This is a genomic window from Brevibacillus laterosporus DSM 25, from assembly GCF_002706795.1.
Lineage (GTDB): Bacteria > Bacillota > Bacilli > Brevibacillales > Brevibacillaceae > Brevibacillus_B > Brevibacillus_B laterosporus.
In genome coordinates this window covers 2,834,408-2,855,357 of sequence record NZ_CP017705.1, presented here as the reverse complement: position 1 = coordinate 2,855,357, position 20,950 = coordinate 2,834,408, and the positions used below count along the sequence as shown (strand labels likewise).

General features: G+C 37.6%; 23 protein-coding genes. 9 read left to right on the top strand and 14 right to left on the bottom strand.

Features of this window, described 5'->3' with window-relative positions; genetic code table 11:
* The first annotated feature begins 147 nt into the window (after positions 1–147).
* Positions 148–1,104, top strand: a complete 957-nt coding sequence (locus BrL25_RS13790) for an RluA family pseudouridine synthase (protein ID WP_018672421.1) — start codon at positions 148–150, stop codon at positions 1,102–1,104.
* 349 nt (positions 1,105–1,453) lie between these two features.
* On the top strand, positions 1,454–2,989 hold the full coding sequence (locus tag BrL25_RS13785) for an ABC-F family ATP-binding cassette domain-containing protein (protein WP_018672420.1): 1,536 nt from the start codon (positions 1,454–1,456) through the stop codon (positions 2,987–2,989).
* Positions 2,990–3,149: 160 nt separating this feature from the next.
* Here BrL25_RS13785 and BrL25_RS13780 read toward each other — a convergent pair whose 3' ends face one another.
* Entirely contained in the window at positions 3,150–4,421 is a 1,272-nt protein-coding gene (locus BrL25_RS13780) for an MFS transporter (RefSeq protein WP_026315229.1), read from the bottom strand.
* 210 nt (positions 4,422–4,631) lie between these two features.
* Entirely contained in the window at positions 4,632–4,991 is a 360-nt protein-coding gene (locus tag BrL25_RS13775) for a GIY-YIG nuclease family protein (protein ID WP_018672418.1), read from the bottom strand.
* 344 nt (positions 4,992–5,335) lie between these two features.
* Here BrL25_RS13775 and BrL25_RS13770 point away from each other — a divergent pair, with 344 nt between their 5' ends.
* On the top strand, positions 5,336–6,967 hold the full coding sequence (locus BrL25_RS13770) for a formate--tetrahydrofolate ligase (RefSeq protein WP_018672417.1): 1,632 nt from the start codon (positions 5,336–5,338) through the stop codon (positions 6,965–6,967).
* A 116-nt stretch (positions 6,968–7,083) separates the two neighbouring features.
* On the opposite strand, the gene BrL25_RS13765 is transcribed toward BrL25_RS13770, so the two are convergent.
* From BrL25_RS13765 to BrL25_RS13760, 3 genes are all read right to left on the bottom strand, one after another.
* Positions 7,084–7,683, bottom strand: coding sequence for a zinc ribbon domain-containing protein (locus BrL25_RS13765; RefSeq protein ID WP_169449957.1), 600 nt, complete (start codon positions 7,681–7,683; stop codon positions 7,084–7,086).
* 134 nt (positions 7,684–7,817) lie between these two features.
* A complete protein-coding gene (locus BrL25_RS24810; protein ID WP_018672414.1) occupies positions 7,818–7,991 on the bottom strand; it encodes a hypothetical protein in 174 nt (57 codons plus the stop codon).
* A 425-nt stretch (positions 7,992–8,416) separates the two neighbouring features.
* Entirely contained in the window at positions 8,417–8,968 is a 552-nt protein-coding gene (locus BrL25_RS13760; protein ID WP_018672413.1) for a hypothetical protein, read from the bottom strand.
* 75 nt (positions 8,969–9,043) lie between these two features.
* Here BrL25_RS13760 and BrL25_RS13755 point away from each other — a divergent pair, with 75 nt between their 5' ends.
* A complete protein-coding gene (locus BrL25_RS13755) occupies positions 9,044–9,532 on the top strand; it encodes a leucine-rich repeat domain-containing protein (RefSeq protein WP_018672412.1) in 489 nt (162 codons plus the stop codon).
* Between the two features lie 224 nt (positions 9,533–9,756).
* Here BrL25_RS13755 and BrL25_RS13750 read toward each other — a convergent pair whose 3' ends face one another.
* From BrL25_RS13750 to BrL25_RS13735, 4 genes are all read right to left on the bottom strand, one after another.
* Positions 9,757–10,194, bottom strand: a complete 438-nt coding sequence (locus BrL25_RS13750) for a hypothetical protein (protein ID WP_018672411.1) — start codon at positions 10,192–10,194, stop codon at positions 9,757–9,759.
* Between the two features lie 322 nt (positions 10,195–10,516).
* On the bottom strand, positions 10,517–11,344 hold the full coding sequence (locus BrL25_RS13745) for an ABC transporter ATP-binding protein (protein ID WP_018672410.1): 828 nt from the start codon (positions 11,342–11,344) through the stop codon (positions 10,517–10,519).
* On the bottom strand, positions 11,341–12,345 hold the full coding sequence (locus tag BrL25_RS13740) for a FecCD family ABC transporter permease (protein WP_018672409.1): 1,005 nt from the start codon (positions 12,343–12,345) through the stop codon (positions 11,341–11,343). The genes BrL25_RS13745 and BrL25_RS13740 overlap by 4 nt, the downstream gene beginning before the upstream one ends.
* An 18-nt stretch (positions 12,346–12,363) precedes the next feature.
* On the bottom strand, positions 12,364–13,476 hold the full coding sequence (locus BrL25_RS13735) for an ABC transporter substrate-binding protein (RefSeq protein WP_018672408.1): 1,113 nt from the start codon (positions 13,474–13,476) through the stop codon (positions 12,364–12,366).
* 208 nt (positions 13,477–13,684) lie between these two features.
* Here BrL25_RS13735 and BrL25_RS13730 point away from each other — a divergent pair, with 208 nt between their 5' ends.
* Both BrL25_RS13730 and BrL25_RS13725 read left to right on the top strand, forming a co-directional pair.
* The gene (locus BrL25_RS13730; RefSeq protein ID WP_018672407.1) at positions 13,685–14,323 is read left to right on the top strand and encodes a hypothetical protein; all 639 of its coding nucleotides are present in this window, start codon (positions 13,685–13,687) and stop codon (positions 14,321–14,323) included.
* Positions 14,323–14,928, top strand: coding sequence for a hypothetical protein (locus BrL25_RS13725; protein WP_018672406.1), 606 nt, complete (start codon positions 14,323–14,325; stop codon positions 14,926–14,928). The genes BrL25_RS13730 and BrL25_RS13725 overlap by 1 nt, the downstream gene beginning before the upstream one ends.
* Here BrL25_RS13725 and BrL25_RS13720 read toward each other — a convergent pair.
* Positions 14,847–15,059, bottom strand: a complete 213-nt coding sequence (locus tag BrL25_RS13720) for an N-acetylmuramoyl-L-alanine amidase family protein (RefSeq protein ID WP_081621628.1) — start codon at positions 15,057–15,059, stop codon at positions 14,847–14,849. The genes BrL25_RS13725 and BrL25_RS13720 overlap by 82 nt on opposite strands.
* Before the next feature lie 213 nt (positions 15,060–15,272).
* On the opposite strand from BrL25_RS13720, the gene BrL25_RS13715 reads away from it, so the two are divergent.
* On the top strand, positions 15,273–16,190 hold the full coding sequence (locus tag BrL25_RS13715) for a DMT family transporter (protein WP_018672405.1): 918 nt from the start codon (positions 15,273–15,275) through the stop codon (positions 16,188–16,190).
* A gap of 245 nt (positions 16,191–16,435) precedes the next feature.
* On the opposite strand, the gene BrL25_RS13710 is transcribed toward BrL25_RS13715, so the two are convergent.
* The 3 genes from BrL25_RS13710 to BrL25_RS13700 form a co-directional block, all read right to left on the bottom strand.
* A complete protein-coding gene (locus tag BrL25_RS13710; RefSeq protein ID WP_018672404.1) occupies positions 16,436–17,158 on the bottom strand; it encodes an aspartate/glutamate racemase family protein in 723 nt (240 codons plus the stop codon).
* 188 nt (positions 17,159–17,346) lie between these two features.
* On the bottom strand, positions 17,347–18,720 hold the full coding sequence (locus tag BrL25_RS13705) for an MDR family MFS transporter (protein ID WP_018672403.1): 1,374 nt from the start codon (positions 18,718–18,720) through the stop codon (positions 17,347–17,349).
* 210 nt (positions 18,721–18,930) lie between these two features.
* The gene (locus BrL25_RS13700; protein WP_018672402.1) at positions 18,931–19,350 is read right to left on the bottom strand and encodes an acyl-CoA thioesterase; all 420 of its coding nucleotides are present in this window, start codon (positions 19,348–19,350) and stop codon (positions 18,931–18,933) included.
* A gap of 152 nt (positions 19,351–19,502) precedes the next feature.
* Here BrL25_RS13700 and BrL25_RS13695 point away from each other — a divergent pair, with 152 nt between their 5' ends.
* Both BrL25_RS13695 and BrL25_RS13690 read left to right on the top strand, forming a co-directional pair.
* A complete protein-coding gene (locus BrL25_RS13695; RefSeq protein WP_018672401.1) occupies positions 19,503–19,961 on the top strand; it encodes a DinB family protein in 459 nt (152 codons plus the stop codon).
* A gap of 1 nt (position 19,962) precedes the next feature.
* Positions 19,963–20,469, top strand: coding sequence for a GNAT family N-acetyltransferase (locus BrL25_RS13690; RefSeq protein WP_018672400.1), 507 nt, complete (start codon positions 19,963–19,965; stop codon positions 20,467–20,469).
* 195 nt (positions 20,470–20,664) lie between these two features.
* On the opposite strand, the gene BrL25_RS13685 is transcribed toward BrL25_RS13690, so the two are convergent.
* The gene (locus tag BrL25_RS13685; RefSeq protein ID WP_003335469.1) at positions 20,665–20,865 is read right to left on the bottom strand and encodes a hypothetical protein; all 201 of its coding nucleotides are present in this window, start codon (positions 20,863–20,865) and stop codon (positions 20,665–20,667) included.
* Positions 20,866–20,950: the final 85 nt, after the last annotated feature.

Genomic DNA, 20,950 nt, shown 5'->3' with positions numbered 1-20,950 from the left:
CACTAGCATTCTGCTTCACAGGGCCTTTCATTTCTCATAGTAAAAACCCGTTTTGCTTGGTGGATCGTTTTTTATTTGTTAGTATAGAGACTATCGGTTACAATTCGTGTAGCTTATATTGTAGTTTCTAAGAAAGAGGTTTATCTCATGAATAATAGAAGGAACCATCCCAAAAAACACGTAACTAAAAACAACAGCAAATTTACCAGTAAAAGTCAGGCCCCAGCCAAACAATATACGGTCAAAGAACCATCTGAATTACTACCGTTTTTATTACAGCATATTACACATCTCAGCCGGAACTCTATTAAATCCCTGTTAACACGCGGTCAGGTATTAGTAAACGACCGAGTGGTGACGACTCATAATCATGTATTGCATCCTGGACAAACGGTCTCCCTACAGAATAAAAAGGTTTCTGAAACACCACCTATGATTGGAATTAAAATTTTATTTGAAGATGATGATGTCATTGTTATCCAAAAAGAGGCTGGCTTGCTATCTATTGCTTCTCCACAAGAGAAAGAATTAACCGTCTATCGTCAATTAATGACCTATGTTCGTGTTGAGAATCCTAAAAATAGAATTTTTGTGGTGCACCGCCTAGATCGAGACACGTCTGGTGTTATGATGTTCGCTAAAAATGAACATGTTCAACAGGCACTTCAAAACTCTTGGAAAGACAGTGTCAAAGAACGTCTGTATGTTGCTCTTGTTGAAGGAAACGTTAAGAAACAGGCCGGAACTATTTCATCATGGCTAAAAGAAAGTAGTACATTAAAAATGTATTCCAGTCATTATCCAAATGATGGACAGCATGCTGTTACTCACTACAAATTGCTTCAGTCTGATCGGAATTTCTCCTTGCTAGAAGTTCAACTAGAGACAGGCCGCAAAAATCAAATCCGTGTCCATATGGAAGATATAGGACATCCTATTGTAGGTGATAAGAAATACGGCGCTAAATCAAAACCAATCGGTCGATTAGGGCTACACGCACGAGTCTTAGCTTTTGTACACCCTAGTACAGGAGAACTGCTGCGTTTTGAAACAGATATTCCTAAGACTTTTTTTCATCCATTTAAGAAGGAAGCCCAGCAATAAAAGCAATGCAATAACCGTTCTATTATCTTGACATGACAACAAACATTTACATATACTGTAAGTGTATAACAAATATGAAATGATAATGAGGTGTAGAAAAGGATATGATGATTTTATCGACTGTTCTTCTAAGAGATTAGGCTTACTACGGGAGAAGTCTGCCCATTTTTCGTTAGCCAATCCGAGGACAGTAGATAAAGAATCGTATTCCTTTCTTACTAACATTATTTGGTAGTGGGTAAGGTATATTCGCCTTACCCATTTTTTATGTTCAGCTAATTGAATATTATTTTTATCATACTGTTCTCTCGTTGGCTTTCCATGTGAAACAAGAAGGAGAGAATGTCTAATGAGTATGTTAACAGTTCAAAATGTTACACAGATGTATGGTGATAACATTATCTTTCAAAATATAAGCTTTCGATTACTTCAAGGGGAACATGCTGGTCTTGTTGGAAGCAACGGAGCGGGAAAATCAACACTGCTTCGAATTTTAGCAGGCGAACTACTCCCTGATTCAGGGAAAGTTGAGTGGCTTTCTCATCTCAAGATTGGTTACCTACAGCAGCATATTCATTTACAAGCTGGTACAACTATTTTGCAGTATTTACAAGGTGCTTTTACCCATCTGTATGAGATAGAGAAAATGATGCTAGCATTAACAGAGGAAATGGCTATCCCCAGTAATAACCTTGAACAACTGCTAGCTCGCTATGGTGAGTTGCAAAGTATTCTTGATCACTCTGACTTTTATCATATAGAAGCCAAAATTGAAGAAATCGCTTCTGGATTAGGAATTACTGAACTCGGTATGGATCGTGATGTTGAAAAGCTAAGCGGTGGTCAGCGAACAAAGTTATTGTTAGGAAAGCTTTTATTAGAAGAGCCTCATGCTTTGTTACTCGATGAGCCAACAAACTATCTTGACGACGTGCATATAGCTTGGCTTACCAATTATTTAAAAAGCTATAAGCATGCCTATTTTGTGGTCTCGCATGATGAAAGATTTCTCAATGAAATTACAACTACCAATTATCATTTAGAACATCAGACGATCAAACGATACACAGGGAACTATGATTATTTCGTAACAAGCTATGCACAAAGTAAACTACAGCTACAAAATGCATATGAAAGGCAACAAAAGGAAATAACCAGGCTAGAGAATTTTATTGAAAAAAATCGTGTTCGCAAAGCCAAACAAGCAAAGAGCCGTGAGAAAGCATTAGAAAGAATGGCTCGCGTTGGGAAACCAACCTCAACGACACAACCACGCTTTATTTTTCATATTCAATCGGAGCCAGTAAGCCAGATTTTAGAAGCACAGAATTTACAAATCGGATATACAGAACCATTATTGGGGCCAATTGATTTACGAGTAAACCGCGGTGAAAAAATAGCGATTGTGGGCTACAACGGTATAGGTAAATCTACCATGCTTCGAACACTATTAGGATATTTGCAACCATTAAGTGGCAATGTACTAATCGGAGAACGAGTAAAACCAGCTTATTTTTCACAAGAAGGGTTGTCTTCGAATCAAACACCACTTGAGCAAGTCTGGTCATTGCGACCTGATTTAACCCAAAAAGAAATTAGGCAGGAGCTAGCTAGATCTGGTCTTACTGAACAACATATTCGCCAAAGACTCTGCTCATTGAGCGGTGGGGAACAAGCAAAGGTCAGGTTATGCGAGCTCATGCTAACAAACAGCAACGTACTCGTGTTAGATGAACCGACGAATCATTTGGATGCTGGCTCAAAAGATGCTTTTAAAGAAGCACTCAAGCAATATAGGGGAACAATATTACTTGTTTCTCATGAACCTGCGTTCTATGAAGAATGGATAACGCAAGTGTGGCAAGTACAGGAATGGTGCCAATAATAAAGGAAGAGGTTTCAACTGGAGTTTGCGCTCCGTTGAAACCTTTTTATTTAAGTTAGAAAATTACCAATTATTTGATATTATTGAACTTGAGTCATTATGCAGAGCTTTTATGCACTGATAAATCTCATGAATCTTTACGCTCGTCTGGTGCTTCTCGTTAGGGTTGGCTGTCCACTATCTCTTCTTGCTCTGCCAATGACTCTCTCGTATCCGTTTGTTTTTGCAATTGCATTTTAAATAAGGGAATCACTACACAAACCGCAGTTACAAATAATAATCCAGCAATTTGATAGCTTGCTTGTAGAGAAACTGATTCTTTCACCACCCCAGCTAAACTCATCGTTACGACCATCATTCCTGAAAATAAGGGACTAAGAACCCCGTTTACCCTCCCAACAAATTTTTGTTCAGAGGAAAACAAAATCATGGTATTAATTCCAATTTGAATACAGGGGAAAAACAGTCCATTTACAAATTGGAAGATCAACACAACCCAGAAGCTCTGCGTAAAACTAATACCAAATACGGAAAACGCACTGCTCAAAAGTCCCAGTGCTAGCAGTTTTTGCGGTGAGATTTTTTTCGAGAGAGTCATTACCAATGCCCCGCCAAGTAACATAGCTACTCCAGTCGTTGTAAATAACCATTGTAAATTCTCTTTGGGTAAACCTAATTGTTCTACAACTACAAAAATACCTAATGGCTGGATAAGACCTACTGCCAGACCCACTGCTATGAAACAAATGCTTAACCGGCGTAAGACAAATTTAGACCATACGTAACGTAAGCCGTCTCCCATTTCTTGCAGTAAGCTTGTTTGATTAGAGTTCTGTTCAGGTTGATGATCTTTTGGTAATTGATACAGGACGGCTGCTGATAATAAAAAGGCAACCCCTGTTACACCAATCGATATTGTAATACCAAAGCTTTGATATACCATTGTTCCAATCGCTGGACCAAGAATCATAAAGATCGCTACTAGAGTTTGAAACATAGCCATTCCCGCTTGCATTTGTTCAGCTGGTACATGCTGTTTAAACAGTTTCATTGCGGACGGCTGTGAGAATTGCGACAAGATCGCTGAGAACAATGTAACAAAGAAGATAACCTTCCATGATCCAAACATAAGCGTTCCTAATACACAAAAAACAGAAATAGCACTTAAGATGTCGCACCATACCATTGTTCTCTTGGGTCTCCAACGATCGGCAAATGTTCCACCAATAAATGAAAAGATAAAGATGGGGGCAAACTCCGCCACTGATATCAAAGAGACAACATACGGGTCATTATTTGTAATCTCCATGACATAGAGAAGTACAGCAAAATTACGCACCCACGTACCAATCTGGAGAAAAATACCTGATAAAAGAATAACGCGAATAAACGTATGTGAAAAAATATGCGGTTGTTTTATTGTTTCCACCATGTTTCCCCCTATTTTTGAAAGAAAAAAGAGATAGTCACAGGTTTGCTATCCCTATGTATCCCCTGTTGAAAATTTTTATTCTTAAAAAGCTGGTGGTATAACTAAAGAATGGTTTCTCCTATGAAAAAACTTCACGTGAAAGATGTATCGTATTACATTTTCCTCAGGGGTATCTCCAATTGGCGAAAAACTTGCTCTTTGTTTCATCACTTACTGAGCTACATTATGATACCCGGCTTCCCCATACGGTTGTAGTTTTACCAACCATTTTTCGTACATCTTGTTTAGTTCATCAGCAGGATCAAAATATCCCTCCGTTTTTTCCTTTAGCTCTTCCAAAACTTCAAAAATAAAAGCCTCCTCTCCATATTCATTCCATTCCTGTTGTAGCTGCTTATTTGGATGAGAGCCTGCTTTTAATTGAAATAATCGACCATTCATCATCTTTAAATTGGGAGTACTTCCTACAAATATCTTTTGGTTTTGAATGTTTTTAATTTGATACACTCCTCCTATTGGCTTTGTTTCTTTGTATTGGCGTTTTAATTCCGCTTTTCTGCTTGTGGACATAATGATTTTCCTTTCTACTGTAAGATATGGCTTCCAGAGATGATCTAGTTGCAAATCAAACGTTATTTTTATTTGTTTATATAATAATAGACAATAGATGTTTTTGTCTACAGTTAAATGTAAGTAGTGATTTTAACTTCCTTATTTTTATTATGATTCCCTTTCGTCTTTTTCATCAGCTTATGTTTTCATAACAGGTTGACCAGCTGTCAGATCGAAAGTAGTGGAAGAAAAAAACACTTTGCTTCTCTTTCCAAGGGTAATTTTCATTTTCTCCTTACCTGTAGTAAAGATATAATGGTATGGATGGACAGAATATCACCTAACGTAAGAGGAGGTAGCATATGAAGCCGATTGTGGAAGTTGCAAATCACCTAGGTATTACAGAAGATGATCTAGAGCTTTATGGGAAATATAAAGCTAAGCTTTCATTAGACGCATGGGAAAAACGAAAGGATCAACCAGATGGTAAATTAGTGTTGGTGACTGCCATGAATCCTACACCAGCTGGAGAAGGTAAAACACTAACAACCATTGGACTTTCTCAAGCATTAAATCATATTGGTAAAAAAACGATAGCTGCCTTACGTGAGCCTTCACTAGGTCCATGCATGGGTATGAAAGGCGGAGCTACAGGCAGTGGTAATGCTCAAATAATGCCAGCAGAAGATATCAATCTACATTTTACAGGCGATATTCATGCCATTACAGCAGCGCATAATCTATTATCTGCTCTTATTGATAATCATCTTTTTCAACATAATTCCCTTCGCCTTAACCCAAGTAAAATCGTCTGGAAACGAGCACTCGACATGAACGATCGTTCACTTCGACATATTGTAGTTGGATTAGGTGATGCGAATGGCGTAGTTCGTGAGGATGGCTTCATGATCACCACAGCATCAGAGATTATGGCGATCCTTTGTTTAAGCGAAAGTTTGGAAGATTTAAAAGAGCGTCTAGGTCGAATCATTATCGGTTATGACTTGGATGATCAGCCAGTCACAGCTAAGCAATTAGAAGCGATCGAGGCTATGACTGTACTCTTAAAAGAAGCAATTAAGCCTAATTTGGTACAAACCATCGAAGGAACTCCTGTCATTGTGCATGGGGGGCCTTTTGCCAATATCGCTCATGGTTGTAGCAGTGTAATTGGTACAAAACTAGCTCTAAAGCTAGCCGATTATGTAGTGACGGAAGCTGGATTTGGTGCTGATCTTGGCGCTGAAAAATTCTTTGATATCAAATGTAGAAAAGCAGGTCTCACGCCTCAAGCCGCTGTATTAGTCGTTACTGTAAAAGCACTTAAATATAACGGCGGTGTAAAAAAAGACGAGTTGCAAAAGGCCAACCTGCCTGCTTTGGAAGCTGGTTTTTCTAACGTACAGCGTCACATCGAGAACTTGAAAAAATTTGGTGTACCTGTGGTGGTTGCGATTAATCATTTTGCGACAGATTTTTCTGAAGAGGTCGCTTTTGTCAAAGAGAAATGTCAGACTCTCGGTATAGAAGCGGCAGTATCAAATGTGTGGGCAGATGGTGGTGCTGGCGGTGTGGAACTTGCTGAGAAGCTAGTCAGCGTACTGGAGGGAATACCTTCTGAATATAAGCCATTGTATGAATTAAACAAACCCATAACAGATAAAATCAAGACGATTGTGGGAGAAATCTATCGTGGCTCTGATGTTTCTTTCTCACCAGCAGCTATAAAGACGTTACGTAAAATTGAAGAGTTAGGGTTGTCGGACTTGCCTGTTTGCATGGCTAAAACTCCTTATTCTTTCTCAGATCAAGCGAACTTATTAGGAGCTCCTACGGATTTCGTAGTGAATGTAAGCGAAATTCGTCTTTCCGCCGGAGCTGGATTTATCGTTGTTCTTACAGGCAATGTATTGACCATGCCAGGTTTGCCAAAAGTACCTGCCGCTCAGCATATTCATCTAGATAAGAATGGACAAGTAACGGGACTAATGTAGGTATTTGATAAAAAACCCCCTTTGAGTAGACGGTAATAAGAATATCTTTTCCTGTTTACTTGAAGGGGGAATTTATAAGAATCAAGGAGAGTTAAGCTGATACCGATAAAATACAGTTACTTTCCGAAAATATCTTGTAACTTCGACTTCGCTTCTACAAATTTTTGCGAGTTTACAACATTTGTGTCTCCCTCCTGCTGATCTTGATGTGTCTTGATTACATCCAAAACATAAGAGTATATGGTAAGTTCATCAGTTGTTAAATTATTGATGCCGTATCTGCCTATATAGTCAAAAATAAATTGTGATTCCTCAGAGTTTGTGCCCGTATTATAGCTTATTTTTCTATCTAGCATATTGTATATGGCTATTGATTCATCCCAAAATAATCGACCCACACTAGCTGGTTTACTAGTAACATTTTTAGGTACTGTAAAATTAACAACAGTAATACCTACTCCCCCTATTAATCCCAAAATAAGAAGGAAAATCAGACAGCCCATCACTGGCGAAATTTTAAGTCGTTTTCCACAGTGTGGGCAAATCTCAGCCTTTACTGCAATCTGTTTTTGGCAAACCTTACAGGTAGTCAGTACATTTTTCTTTGATACCTTATGTAATTGATTTTGTCTCATAATCAAAAAAACAAGTAAGCAAATTAGTACAATAAAAACGGCTATAAATCCCGTTACTACAGCAATAGACAAGTATAGCACTCCATTCATGATAAGATGTCAAGATTGTAAATAAACATAGAAATTAGTCCCACCATAAAAATTATCAAAGTTAATACCATTGGTGCCCATTGTCTTAATGATATCGTATTGATCAGAACCTCTCATATCAGCTATCAAATCATAGGTATTAATCGAATTCCTTTGACCCTCTCCTCTACGGGATGATGGGTAAGTTGAAACAAATTGGTTCTGACAATATCCTTTAGTAATGCTCCACTTTGTTCATCTATGCCATTTTCCTGAAGTAACTCTTTTTCAATGTCAGTAAGTTTAGGTTCACGTTTCATGTTTCCCTCTCCTTCTTTCGAGATATGAATTCGATCTATGATTTACCAAAAATACTATACAATTATTCTTTATTTTCATAAAAATATGTATAACAAGAAAATTATATCATGCATGATAGGAGTTGAACTATTCCTTGTTACTGACTTTCTTTGCTGGTTAAATTAAAAAGCCATTCTAATCCATGAAGTGCACCCCTTAAAGTAAAAGTTCTTTCAAAATAATGCACGCTATTCTAAGTTGATTAATTATCTGAAAAATACAGACCAACCTAATTCAGAAAAATGTATTCGATTCATTTCAGATGCTGGATATGGTGGTGGCGGCGATCAATACTATGATGAAGTAATAGACTATCTTGATACACTACGTAGACGAAGTGATATATAAAAAAGAAAGGAAGCACCAAAGGGTGCTTCCTTTCTTTTTAAAGTCCCTTGTATAGGGATATATATAAATCAATTTCTTTTTTTAGCCAAGTACCATAGCCCTTCACTATATAAACCTCCCATTCATCCAGTTTATTTGGGTTTTGTACACCAATAAAAACATCGTTTTGAGACTGTTGATTAATATAAAGTACAATATCTTTTCTAGGAAATGCATTTACACCCTCTTCTGGAATAAAGGGAGTCTGTATGACTCTAACATACGTATAGTCGTTCTGACTGGTTCCTTCTTCTTGGCTTTCTTGAAGGAATCCTAATTCTCGTTCGTTTTTCACTACTATATTCTCATCACTTTTTCGATATGTTAGGCGAAATAAATCCATAGCATTTACTAAAATCCCCATATTTTGTGAGGGCTTTTTGAACTCAAAAATGTCATGTCCTCTTTGTATAACAAGTTTTTCAATGGTAGATTTATCTGTTTGTTTTTCCTCAGATTGTGCCCCTCCCTGATGTATCTCACCTTGAGTAGGAACTGTACATCCACTTAATATTCCAATCAAAACTAACGAGAGAAAAAATTTTTTCATTTACGTACACCTCCCAATCAAAATTCGGTTCATCCTTTTCTTTGACGAGTAAGCAGCAATAAAAGTTTCGTATTTTTGGAAGAAAAGGTAATTAATTCCTCCTCACAACTCCCTTCGTTATCCTCAAAAATTACAAATCTCACGTTAGAAGAAGGCGATTTATCTGACTTGAGCATCCTTAAAAATCTTGAATCTCTACAGTATATTACTGTGGGAAAAAATAAAATTAAGGATTTATCTTCTATACAATCACTACGTAACCTTATTTTCCTAGATGTATCCAATAATCCCCTTCAATCAATTGATCCAGTAAAACAGTTTTCTAACTTGGAACGATTACAACTTATGAACACAGCCGTAATGGATATTAATGTATTAAGCTCTCTTTCAAAACTTAGATTTTTAGATATTCGAGGGACGAATGTGACATCAGTCAAACCTTTATCTGAACTTAAAAAACTTACCATTTTATTAGCGAATCCCCAAAAGCTAAAAGATGTAAATATTCTCGATAAAAAAGTAAACGTAGCAGAAGATGCAAATTATATTAACGATGGAGATTAAGATCCCTGTTAAACGTTTTTCTTGCCATTTTGCTTTCCCCCAACCTTATTTGTAATAGATAGTGACTTATTTTGACCGGTCAATTCGTCACTCTCACTTATCTAGAAAAAATAGAAGCTAAATAGCAACTGATCCGACCATTTTTTTAATAGAGATACAAAATTGAATATAGAAAATTGACAAACCTTACGGAATAAGTCTATTTCCTCAATTTATTATTATTTTTATTGTTTCATACGTCTTGATAATGTGTGTTGCCCTGTCAACACACCAATTAATAGGATAGAACTTCCGATCAATATAGCCTCTATCATGACTTTAGAAATCCCCTTTACTACTAAGCCAGGTAATATTTCTGTGGGGTGACGTCTAAGAAACGTGATACAGTCCTCAACAACACCAGTCTCCCCAATGAGGATATCTGACCTATACAAGTTTGCTGTAGCCGAAATCTTGTTTTTAAGGATTTTTGTTCGTCTGAGTGAAGCTAGTTTGTTGCTCTGCCTTGTATAGATGTATTTTGTTGGTTTTTCTATCCACTGGTAAGCCACCCATTGGTCAAAGATATCCAGGTACTCATTGGCGAGCAGTGGAGAGAGGATACCACCTTGCATTGTTCCTAGCTCGTTTACAGAAGTTTCTTCAAAAATGCCTGTGCCCATAAAGAAGCACCCCCTTCGAATCATATTGGAAATACGATTCAGGAGGTGCTTTTTCCTTGTCTCAATTTACTGGGTCACTTCACATCTTACTAGCAGGGCTGCTTTTATCCCTATCCCCACTGCAATGCATTCTTTGTAAATATAAGAAATCTGAGAAGTGAGGAAAGTGAATTTTAAATTTGTACTCGGATTGAAAAGAAACTGTGTAGCTGATTAATTCCTGGATATTGTTGTTCAAAAAGGCGAACATTTTCTATTTGGTTTATAATAAAAATGCAGATGTGCTGAATTGGTTGTCAGAACATCTGCTTTACCAATATCATCAATTAATATCGTAATCTATACCGAAATATTTTGGTATTATTGTTTCGTATACATGTCCATCAACCTTATGAAGTAGCTTAGTCACTTCGATATGGAAGTAATTTAATATGTTTTCTTCTGTCATCAACTCAGATACTGGACCTGTAATAATTGGTTGGTCTTTAGCAACCATGAGCACTTTATCTCCAAAATAAAATGCATGATTTGCGTAATGTGTATTGATAACACATGCTAGCCCACGTTCTTTCACAAGCTTTTTAATCGTTTGTAATATAATTTTCTGCTTATGAATATCTAGATGCGATTCTGGCTCATCCAATACTAAAATTTTAGGTTCTGATACCAATGTACGAGCAATCAATGCAAGTTGTAGTTCCCCACCACTAACAGCTGTGCACGGCTGTTCTGCTAGGTGTTGAATACCTACCATATCGAGTGCATCTAGTGCAGCTTTTCTATCGACTTCAGATGGTTGTGCGTAAGTATGAAGTAACAATGCACGCCCCATTATTACTAAATCTAAAATAGAATAGCCAAATGTCATTTTAGATGCTTGTGGTACATAACCAATAGTTTGCCATACTTCCTTTCGACTATAGCTAGAAAGAGGTTTCCCACCTAATAAAGTTTCTCCCTTTTTCCATCTCAACAACCCCATTATACACTTTAGCATTGTCGTTTTTCCCGCACCGTTTGGGCCGAGAATGGACATAATTTCCCCAGGCTGTAGTTCAAAGTTGATATCGTTATGGTATAAATACTTTTGTTCATTGCCATGATTTGATTTTTTATAAAAATAGTTGCCATCTTTTATTTGTAAAATCAACTCCAGCCACCTCCTGTTTTTCGTAATAAATACGCAAAAAAAGGTGCCCCGACAATTGCTGTTAAGATCGATAATGGTATTTCTGCTGCGGTTAAACTTCTCGCTAAATTATCAATAATTAACAAATACATCGCACCAATTGAGATGGATGCAGGCAATACATACTGATTATTACTACCAACAAGCATTCGGGCAATATGTGGGATAATTAAACCAACCCAGCCTATGATTCCTGCTATTGCGACTGCAGAAGATGTAATTAACGTTGCCCCTAAAATTACAAGCCATTTCATCTTCGCTACCGATATCCCAAGCGATTTTGCTTCATCTTCAGAAAGCGATAAAATATTTAAACGCCAACGTAAGATATATAAAATGATGATTCCTATTAATATGAGTGGACCACCAATTAATAAATCTGAATAGCTTGCTGTTCCGAGGCTGCCCATCAGCCAATAGGTAATGGAGGGCAGCTTTTCTTCTGGATCAGCTAGAAACTTCACTAGTGAAATAAGAGCTTGAAATAAGGCGCTTGTTACAACCCCTGCTAACACTAGCATAAAAATAGGCATATCTCGTTTGGAACCACCGATAAGAAATGCGAATCCAATGGCTAACATTCCCATCAGTAGTGAGAAAATTTGCATTGTAAAACCATTACCAAAGAGTAATATTCCAATAGACGCACCGAATCCAGCACCGGCAGAAACACCTAAAATGTCAGGACTGACTAAAGGATTCGCAAACATTCCTTGGAATGCAGCACCGGCGATGGATAGACCGCCGCCGATGAGCATTGCAAGTAAAATACGGGGAAGACGGATATTCATTACAACCGTTTCATCCATATTTGTCCACGTCTTTTCTATAGGGACTATTTGTGAAAGTAATATTTTAGTTTGTACAATAAAATCTACGTGATAACGTCCAATGCCAATTGATATAAGTCCAAATATCAGCGGTAGCATCCAAAGTAATGATTTTATGAATCTAGATTTCATTTGAAAGCCACCTTTAAACTAATATTTTGCTGCCTCTGATGGGGGATTTAAGATTTCTTGTACTTGCTTATCTGTTAATTCATAATCATAGAAACGCTTATAGTAATCCTTAATTTCTTTATTCATGTCGTATGTGAAAAGTTCTGGATAGTTTTTCTGTGCCATCCATTTCAGCATTAGAGGAGCATCTCCACTTGGTGGATACCAACGATATATTCCAAGAGGCATTTTATAAACTTTCTTATTTTGCACTGCCTTTACTTGGCTCCAGTCTTGTCCATCAAATACGTTCTTATATAAGTCTTCTGGTTGTGTTTCCGTGAAATTTGTAATGTAAATGATGTCCGGATTCCATTCATAAATTTGCTCCATATTAATTGCTTTAATACCTTTTATTTTTTCAGCAGCAACATCAATACCTCCCGTTGCGTTTAACCAACGATTTCCATGCATACCGACTCCGGCTGTCGAAATTTCCCCATTACTATGATATTGAAGGATCATTACACGAGGTTTAGCTTCTTTCACTCCTGAAAGTACTTCACTAATCATTTTCTGATTTGCTTCACCCTCTTCAATAATTTCTTTTTGTCGATCTACCGTACCTGTAATTTCCCCTGTTAAAGACAACCACCGATTTAATGTATCAAGTGGGTTTAAAGAAGTTGTTTTTGTATCTAAAGCAACTGTTGTAATACCTGCTTCTTCAAGCTTTTTTACAGTCTTTTGTTGGTTAGCGATTTCAAAATACACTTGAGGATTTAACGATAATAATTCTTCGATGTTTACTTCACCATTTTTAATAAAATTTGTTTTCGCTTTTAGAATAGATGGAGAAATGTCTTTTAAAATCGAATGTGATGCTGCATTATATGAATTCGGATGAATCCCTACAATTTCATCCGTTGAATTGGTTGCAATATACCATGTCGAGAAGTATGGAAGAATACTTCCCATTACTACACGATTAATTTTTGCTGGAATTTCCACCTTTCGATTTAATTCGTCAACAATTAGTTTTGTTTCTTGAGTTGGCTTAAGTTCTTTACTCGTAGAAGTCTCTTCTGTATTACCACATCCAGCAAGAAACAATAGTAGAGTAATAGCCGATAAAATAAATTTACACTTCATTCTTTTACCTCATTCTGATATTATTTTTATTGATAACGATTTTCATTATCAATTTACCGCAATACTATTCTTTGGTCAATCTTAATTTCAAAATTTTAATATTAAGATAATAATATATTTTAATTTTTGAATATGGTGACGGTGTTCACCGTTAAATAGACATATGTAACAGGACCTATTTAAACCCAATTCGATTGGAGGATTTTTTTTGGCTCAGTTTAAAGAAATTTTATGGTTAGATCCAGGTCATGCATTTGGTCTAGAGAATCGTACAAGTCCATTTATCGTAGAAAACTTTACACAAATTGATCAGTATGACTTTGCTGAGATAAATCTAATGTCATTCAAATGTATTGTCATCCATGATTTAATTGATCAGGAATATATGTTTAAACATAAGGAAAAAATTTCTTCGTTTTTAGATGGAGGTAAAATTGTTATTTTTTCTGGACAGTTATGTAAAGAATGGTTACCTGGTTGTCCAATATTTATGCCTAAACAGATAAATTCATACAAAGATTATGAGATTTCTATAGCAACATCAAATCCAATATTTGAAGGTGTTAATCCAAACGATATGACTTATAACAAAGGAGTGGCTGGTTTTTTCGCTCGCGGCACATATTCACCTGTTCCAGCCAAAGCTGAAGTATTGCTTACACTTTCTGATGATTTGCCGGTAACATATATTGATCGGCATACAACGAAAGGGACAATTTTAGCTCACGCGGGGCGAGACATTTTTGCCCATCGTATGCAAAATAAATCAACAGATCGTATTAGTGCGCAGTTACTTCAATGGATTCACGATGAATACGAAACAATACAAAATTCGGGAGGGAAATAATGAGAAAAATCGCTGTAATTTATAGTGGAAACGCTCCGCATCATCGCACATTTAATGAACCTAAATACCGACAATATATGAAAGAACTCATATACTTTCCCGAATTTTTAGATACCCCTCTAGAAAGTTTTGATGTATTAATAGTTCCGTCTCAACTGAACCAAAAATTACTTCTAGAATCTAAAGAGAAAATTCATGCTTTTGCACAACGAGGAGGAATTGTGGTTTCATTTGGCCCACAACCCTGGGAGTGGTTACCAAACCAAAAATGGGAGGACCGAGAAACGAATTTTTGGTGGTGGTTAGAAAAAGGAGCCCAAAGTGGTCTAGTATTGTCTGCATCTGAATACGACCTTTTTAATTACATTACTTTATCTGATGCAACTTGGCATCAGCATGGCGTGTTTTGGCCAATAGAAGGTACGAAAAAACTAATCACAACAGAAGATGGAGGTGCAGTTATGTATGTAGATAAGATAAGCACTAATGGAACTTGGATTATTACAACACTTGATCCTGACTATCACTTTGGCTCATATTTTATGCCAGCCACTGAACGTTTCTTTGATGGCTTTTTTCCTTGGCTAGCACATGGAAAAATATAGCATGGTTTTTTTGCAATCTTAAGATTCAAATCAGCCTCATCCGTTCCGTCGCTTCCTATTGATCCTAGGTCTTTTCCACCATGACCGGGATCAATAGCTATGACTGGATCTGCATCTGGCTCATTTTTCATAGGAGACACTTTTTGTTTCTTACTTTTTTCACATTGTGGTTGTTTGTTAAATTATCCTGTTCATCGGTTAGTTTCGTACTTTTCATACCGTCTGTTTTTAGTGCTGTCTCATTTCCTGTTATAAAAAAGGTTTCTTCTGTGTCCAATAACAAGCTGTGTTATCATAAAGACCTACACTAAGATAGGAGTATAGATAAAAAGGAGATCACGCAGATGAAACCGATGTATGTCGCTCTGTTACTTTTCACAAGCTTCCTATGGAGTGGCAATTTTGTAGTGGGTAAATTCTTGGTGAATCATGCATCCTCCATGACCTTAACCAATTTACGCTATATGATTGCCGTTGTTGTATTAATTCCTGTAGTCTACCTAGCTGAAAAGCGCCTACTACCACCCCGGAGAGCTATCTTGCCGCTCATCCTGATGGGAGCTACTGGCGTGGTCTTATTTAATTTATTTATGTTTTGGGCTCTAGAACGTACAGCTGCAACAAATGTCGGCTTACTCTCTACACTTAATCCTATCTCAATTGCGATCTTTTCTTTTCTATTATTGCGTGAGAAAATCAAATTTTTGCAGATAGGATCAATGATTCTGTGTTTTACGGGGGTTCTATTAGTACTATCTAAAGGAGATTGGCATGCCTTGTTGTCACTTCGCTTTAATTCCGGTGACCTTTTGATGCTAGCAGCTGTTGCTACCTGGGGACTCTATTCTGTAGCGGGGAGATGGGCCATGCGTGACGTTTCTGCACTGATGTCCACTTTGTATTCTGGATTCTTCGGGGTCTTAATGCTGTTGCCCTTCAATTTAAGTAGCTTTACGATTACTGATTTTAATGCTGAGTTTATTTGGGGCATATTGTATATCAGTGTGTTTGCAACTGTTATTAGCATGGTGCTATGGAACATGGGGGTTAAGCAGCTTGGTGGTACCGCGGCAGGAATGTTTCTTAACTTTAATCCCATTTTTACGGCAATCTTAGCTTTATTGTTGTTAGATGAACAGATGACCTGGACTCAGGTATACGGGAGTCTGATTGTCATTCTGGGGTGTTTTTCGTTCACACGCCTTCGTAATATCTCCTTGCCTTTTGAAAAAAAGCTTTCAAATCTGAAAGATAATTCATAGATAGATTTTATGTATCGCATGAAGTAATCACGTGCTTATGCAAAAACAGACCTCCCCTATCGTAACAAAAAGGGAGGTCTGTTTTTAACCTTGTTACGTACGATTAATGTGGAAGCAAACCATACAACAAAATATCCAAGGTATACCTTATATGCTCTTCATCACTATCAAGCGATACTCTTCAGGATCAATCGTATTCTTACATAACAAAATGCTTGCTACGCTTGAAACTAATACCCGCACCACTATTTCTGGTGGTAAATCTCGCAATTCTCCACTAGCAATAACGCAAAATCAACCGCTTTTTCCGCGTGTATCCGCGTTGTGTCAAACAGTGGAACAGTCGCGTCCTCTGGGGACACTAACAAGGTAATTTCCGTACAACCAAGGATAATACCTTCCGCTCCCGCCTTCACTAACTCATCCATAATGTTCCGATAAGCCTGTCGAGATGTGTTGGTAATAATCCCTTTACAAAGCTCATCAAAAATCACCTGATGAACAATATCTCGCTCTTTTTCCGCTGGTACAATAATTTCAATACCATGGTTTTTCATTTTTTCAATAAAAAAGTCTTGCTCCATCGTAAACTTAGTACCTAGCAATCCTACTTTTCGTAGCTTTCGTTCCTGAATCTTTTCTGCTGCTGCATCTGCAATATGTAAAAAGGGTATTGTGATGTGGGCAGAGATTTGCTCGGCAATCTTATGCATGGTATTGGTACAAACTAGAAGACAATCTGCGCCAGCCTTCTCGATACGTTGTGCTGCCCCGCCCAATATAGCTGCAGCATCATCCCAACGCCCTTCCTTTTGACACTGGACAATCTCTTCAAAATTAACGGAGTATACAACACATCTAGCTGATGCAAGAGCCCCGACTCGTTGATTCACCATCTGATTGATATGTTTGTAGTACTCAGTAGTAGATTCCCAGCTCATACCGCCTAACAGTCCGATTGTTTTCATGCTGTATCCTCCTTCTTACATGTTTCTGATAGATTTTGACAATCGTATCATGAAGTTAATGAGAGTATCAAGATAAATTGGATACAACACACGAGCACAAACAATATGAAGCCATGTATATTCACATAGAAAAAAGCAAGATCGCTAAAGGCAGGAAATCACGTCTTAATCGATCTTGCTTTATTAGCTTAGTGCTCTTCTTCTACTTGCTCTGCTTTTTTCGGCAAAAAAATCGTTACAAACATCCCAATAATCGCCGTTACAAATAAAGCATGGAAAACCTTTACTAGCCCTGTTTCCATATGGCCTTGCAATAGATACATATTAAATACAGCACCAAACATAGTAATCCCTACTGTTTGTCCCATCGTTCTCATGAATTGTACGGAACTGGTTGCGACACCACGTTGACGCCAGACGACGCTACTTTGTACAGCAATCGTGATAGCAGTCATCGTAAGACCGAAGCCCAGACCCAGAATAAACATTAAGAAACCAATGTAGAAAACAGATGTGGTTGGCGTGAGGAATGATAGGAGAAGTTGACCAATCAAAAAGAAAACTCCACCGATTGCAACCAACCATTTATATCCCAAACGACTGTAGTAACGTCCACCTACAGAGGCAGCTAATGGCCAGCCAAGAGATAACGGCAGGACGACGATCCCCGCAAGCGTTGCAGATAATCCAACAATATTGATAAGCCAGTTTGGCATATAAACCGATATACCAATTAATAAAGCCCCATGTAATGCAGAAATAACTTGCGAAGTTGCAATCAGACGACGCTTAAATAAGGATAATGGAAGCATCGGTTCAGGTGTTCGCCTTTCAATAGCAATAAAGATGCAAAATAAAACGAAACTGACAATAAGTAAGGATATCGTTGTAGAATTAAAAGTAATCCCTTGTCCTTCACCCTCTGCTAAGAGTGTGTACAGGAATGAAACCAAGCTACCAGTAAAGAATAAAGCTCCCCAATAATCAATGTGCACTGTTTTGGGAGTAAGTTCTTCATGGAAATATTTCGAAATCATAAAGATACTAACAAGTCCAATTGGAATATTAATATAAAAAATCCATTCCCAAGCCACATAATCTACAAAAAAACCACCGATTACAGGCCCTACAATTGCCGCGACTCCCCATACCGCACTAAATAACCCCATCAATTTAGCGCGCTCTTCCTGTGTGAACAAATCCCCAATGATAGTCATGGTGATCGGTTGAACAGCCCCCGCTCCCAAGCCCTGAATACCTCGGTATAGCATGAGCTGCGTCATGGAGCTAGATAAGCCGCATAAAAATGAACCTGTTAAAAAAACGGTCGCACCAAATAAGAAGATTTTTTTTCGTCCAAACAAGTCAGCTAACTTCCCATAAATAGGTGTTGTAACAGCCGTTGTTAACAAATAAATGGAGAATACCCATGAAATGAGTGTCGTTTGTCCCAAATCATTTGCTATGGCAGGCATTGCTGTTGTGACTACGGTCGTATCAATGGCTGTTAGAAATGTCGTTACCATCAAAGCAGTCAGGATGCTTCTTTTAGAACGTACCATGCTCGTACACCTTCTTCTTCCTACTTAAATTACTATTTTCTATACATAATAGTTGATTATGTTTCACAAAAGAACAATTGTCAATCGTTTCTTCCTATCCCTTCCCCCCTTCATTCCCTTATGAAAAGAAATAACCCCCCGCTAGCGGAGGGTAGACAGCCTACAATTATTCTTCCCCAAAAGGACTCATATTTTCCCAATAGTAACTACTTAAGGTATCAGTTCTCCTTTTTGTAAAGAAAGAAATAACTCTTTCAACTCGTTAGGCAATTCAACAGCACGCCGTTGTGTCTGATCAATCATAACCATCGTAACCAAGCCATCAGCGACCAAGCCCTTCTTCTCATGATGCAATTCGTGCTTGATCACAAAGCTTCGTTTTCCTACGTTAACCAAGGTAGTTTGAATAGTAATCTCATCACCCATGACTAGCTCACTTCGATAATTGACATTCATATTCACAACTACCGGGAAAATATGCCGTTTCTGTAGCTCTTCTATAGTATATCCTTCAGCGATTAACCAGTCAAAGCGAGCCCATTCCATATATTCCAAATATTTGGCGTTGTTCACATGACCAATGAAATCAACTTCTGTAGAACGAACCGTAAAAGCAAAGGTATGTGCCATGTCTGTAGCCTCCTTATTTTCCCTTTTTTTGATTATATACGATTCTTGTAGAGCTTGAACATTTTTCTTTTTTGCTTGCGTGAAATTTCAAAAATTATCCCATATAATAAATGACAAGGTTATCTATTATACGTTAAGGAAGGGTGTGTCCCATGATTGTTCAAGAATTATTACCGCAATACCATGCAGCTCATCAGAAGCGTTATCTAGCTTTATTGCAAGGAATCAGTGAAGAACAGCTATCATGGAAAATTGCTCCTGCCACTAATTCAATCGGTTTTCTTATCAGGCACATCGCTGAAGTAGAATATGCTTTTTCTCAGATGTTTTTTAACCAAATACCTGCTAAGGAAGAAGGCAGCTTTACCTTGGGAAAAGTCACAGACACAGGAATTTGGACAAATGGAAACGATCTGATGGATTACACCGAACGTGCTAGTCAATTCTTCTTACAATCAATGGAATTATTGCCCGAGGAAAGCTGGGACCAACCAGTCGAATCTCGTATTGGTATGATGACCCCACGGGATGCCTTTGGTCTATTAATTTATCATAAAAGGTATCACGCTGGTCAAATTGGCTGGATCAAAAAATACGGAGCCCAAGCCTAATATGAAGCTATCCTTCCTTCAAGACGATGTACTCATCACTCCATTAGAACAACAGGAGCTTCCTCGTGCAGTTGAAATATATAACAGCAATCCAAACTATAATGTAATAACAAACGGAGAGCCTACATTAACTCTAGCTGAACTAAACCAAGAATATGCGGACATGAACAAATATCCATCCGGTCATTGGCTTGCCATTCGGCACGAGGATAAAATAATTGGAATCTCACATTTACTGTTGGAAAATCCAAACGACCAAAAACCTTGGATTGGTTTATTACTAGTGGATTCCAGCTATCAAGGTAAGGGTTACGGAAAAAAAGCATATCTAATGCTAGAAGAGTATGTTCGTTCATTGGATAAAACGACCATACATATTGGTGTCATTGCCTCCAATCAATCTGCCTTAGATTTTTGGGGAAAATTAGGTTTCGAACAGTATCGACAGGTGACTGCCTCTGTAGGGAAACTGACGCAACCGATCTTATGTATGGCAAAATTCTTATAAGAAGGGGCTATAACATGAAACATTCCCGTTTTGAAAATGCTCTACCTGACTCCCTGACCTGTTAAGGATTCGGGTTCCCTGTCTTTGCTGTATGAGAAATAAAAAAACCGACTTATCCTTATTGAGGAAAAGTCGGTTTTTCATCTATTTTTTCATCGAAATAGAAAGAATGCAGCGGAGCATCCTTACTTTTATCTATTTACGAAGTTTGATTACCGTTTCACGTAATTGTTCTGTATCAATCGGTAATACTTCCACTTCATCCAAATTTTTTACCTTGTTAATTAATTCATTCACAGACTGATCCGGGATGTCACGTCCTCTAATTTGACGTAGAAAATCAAGTTGAGAAAAGGTTCTCCATAATACGAACAAGCGTTGACCAGTAAGCTCCATTTCGTTCTCTCCCCACAACTAGAATAATTATAATTATACTACATTTATACCCCATTTTTCCTGCTTTAAAAAACTTCAATTTTCT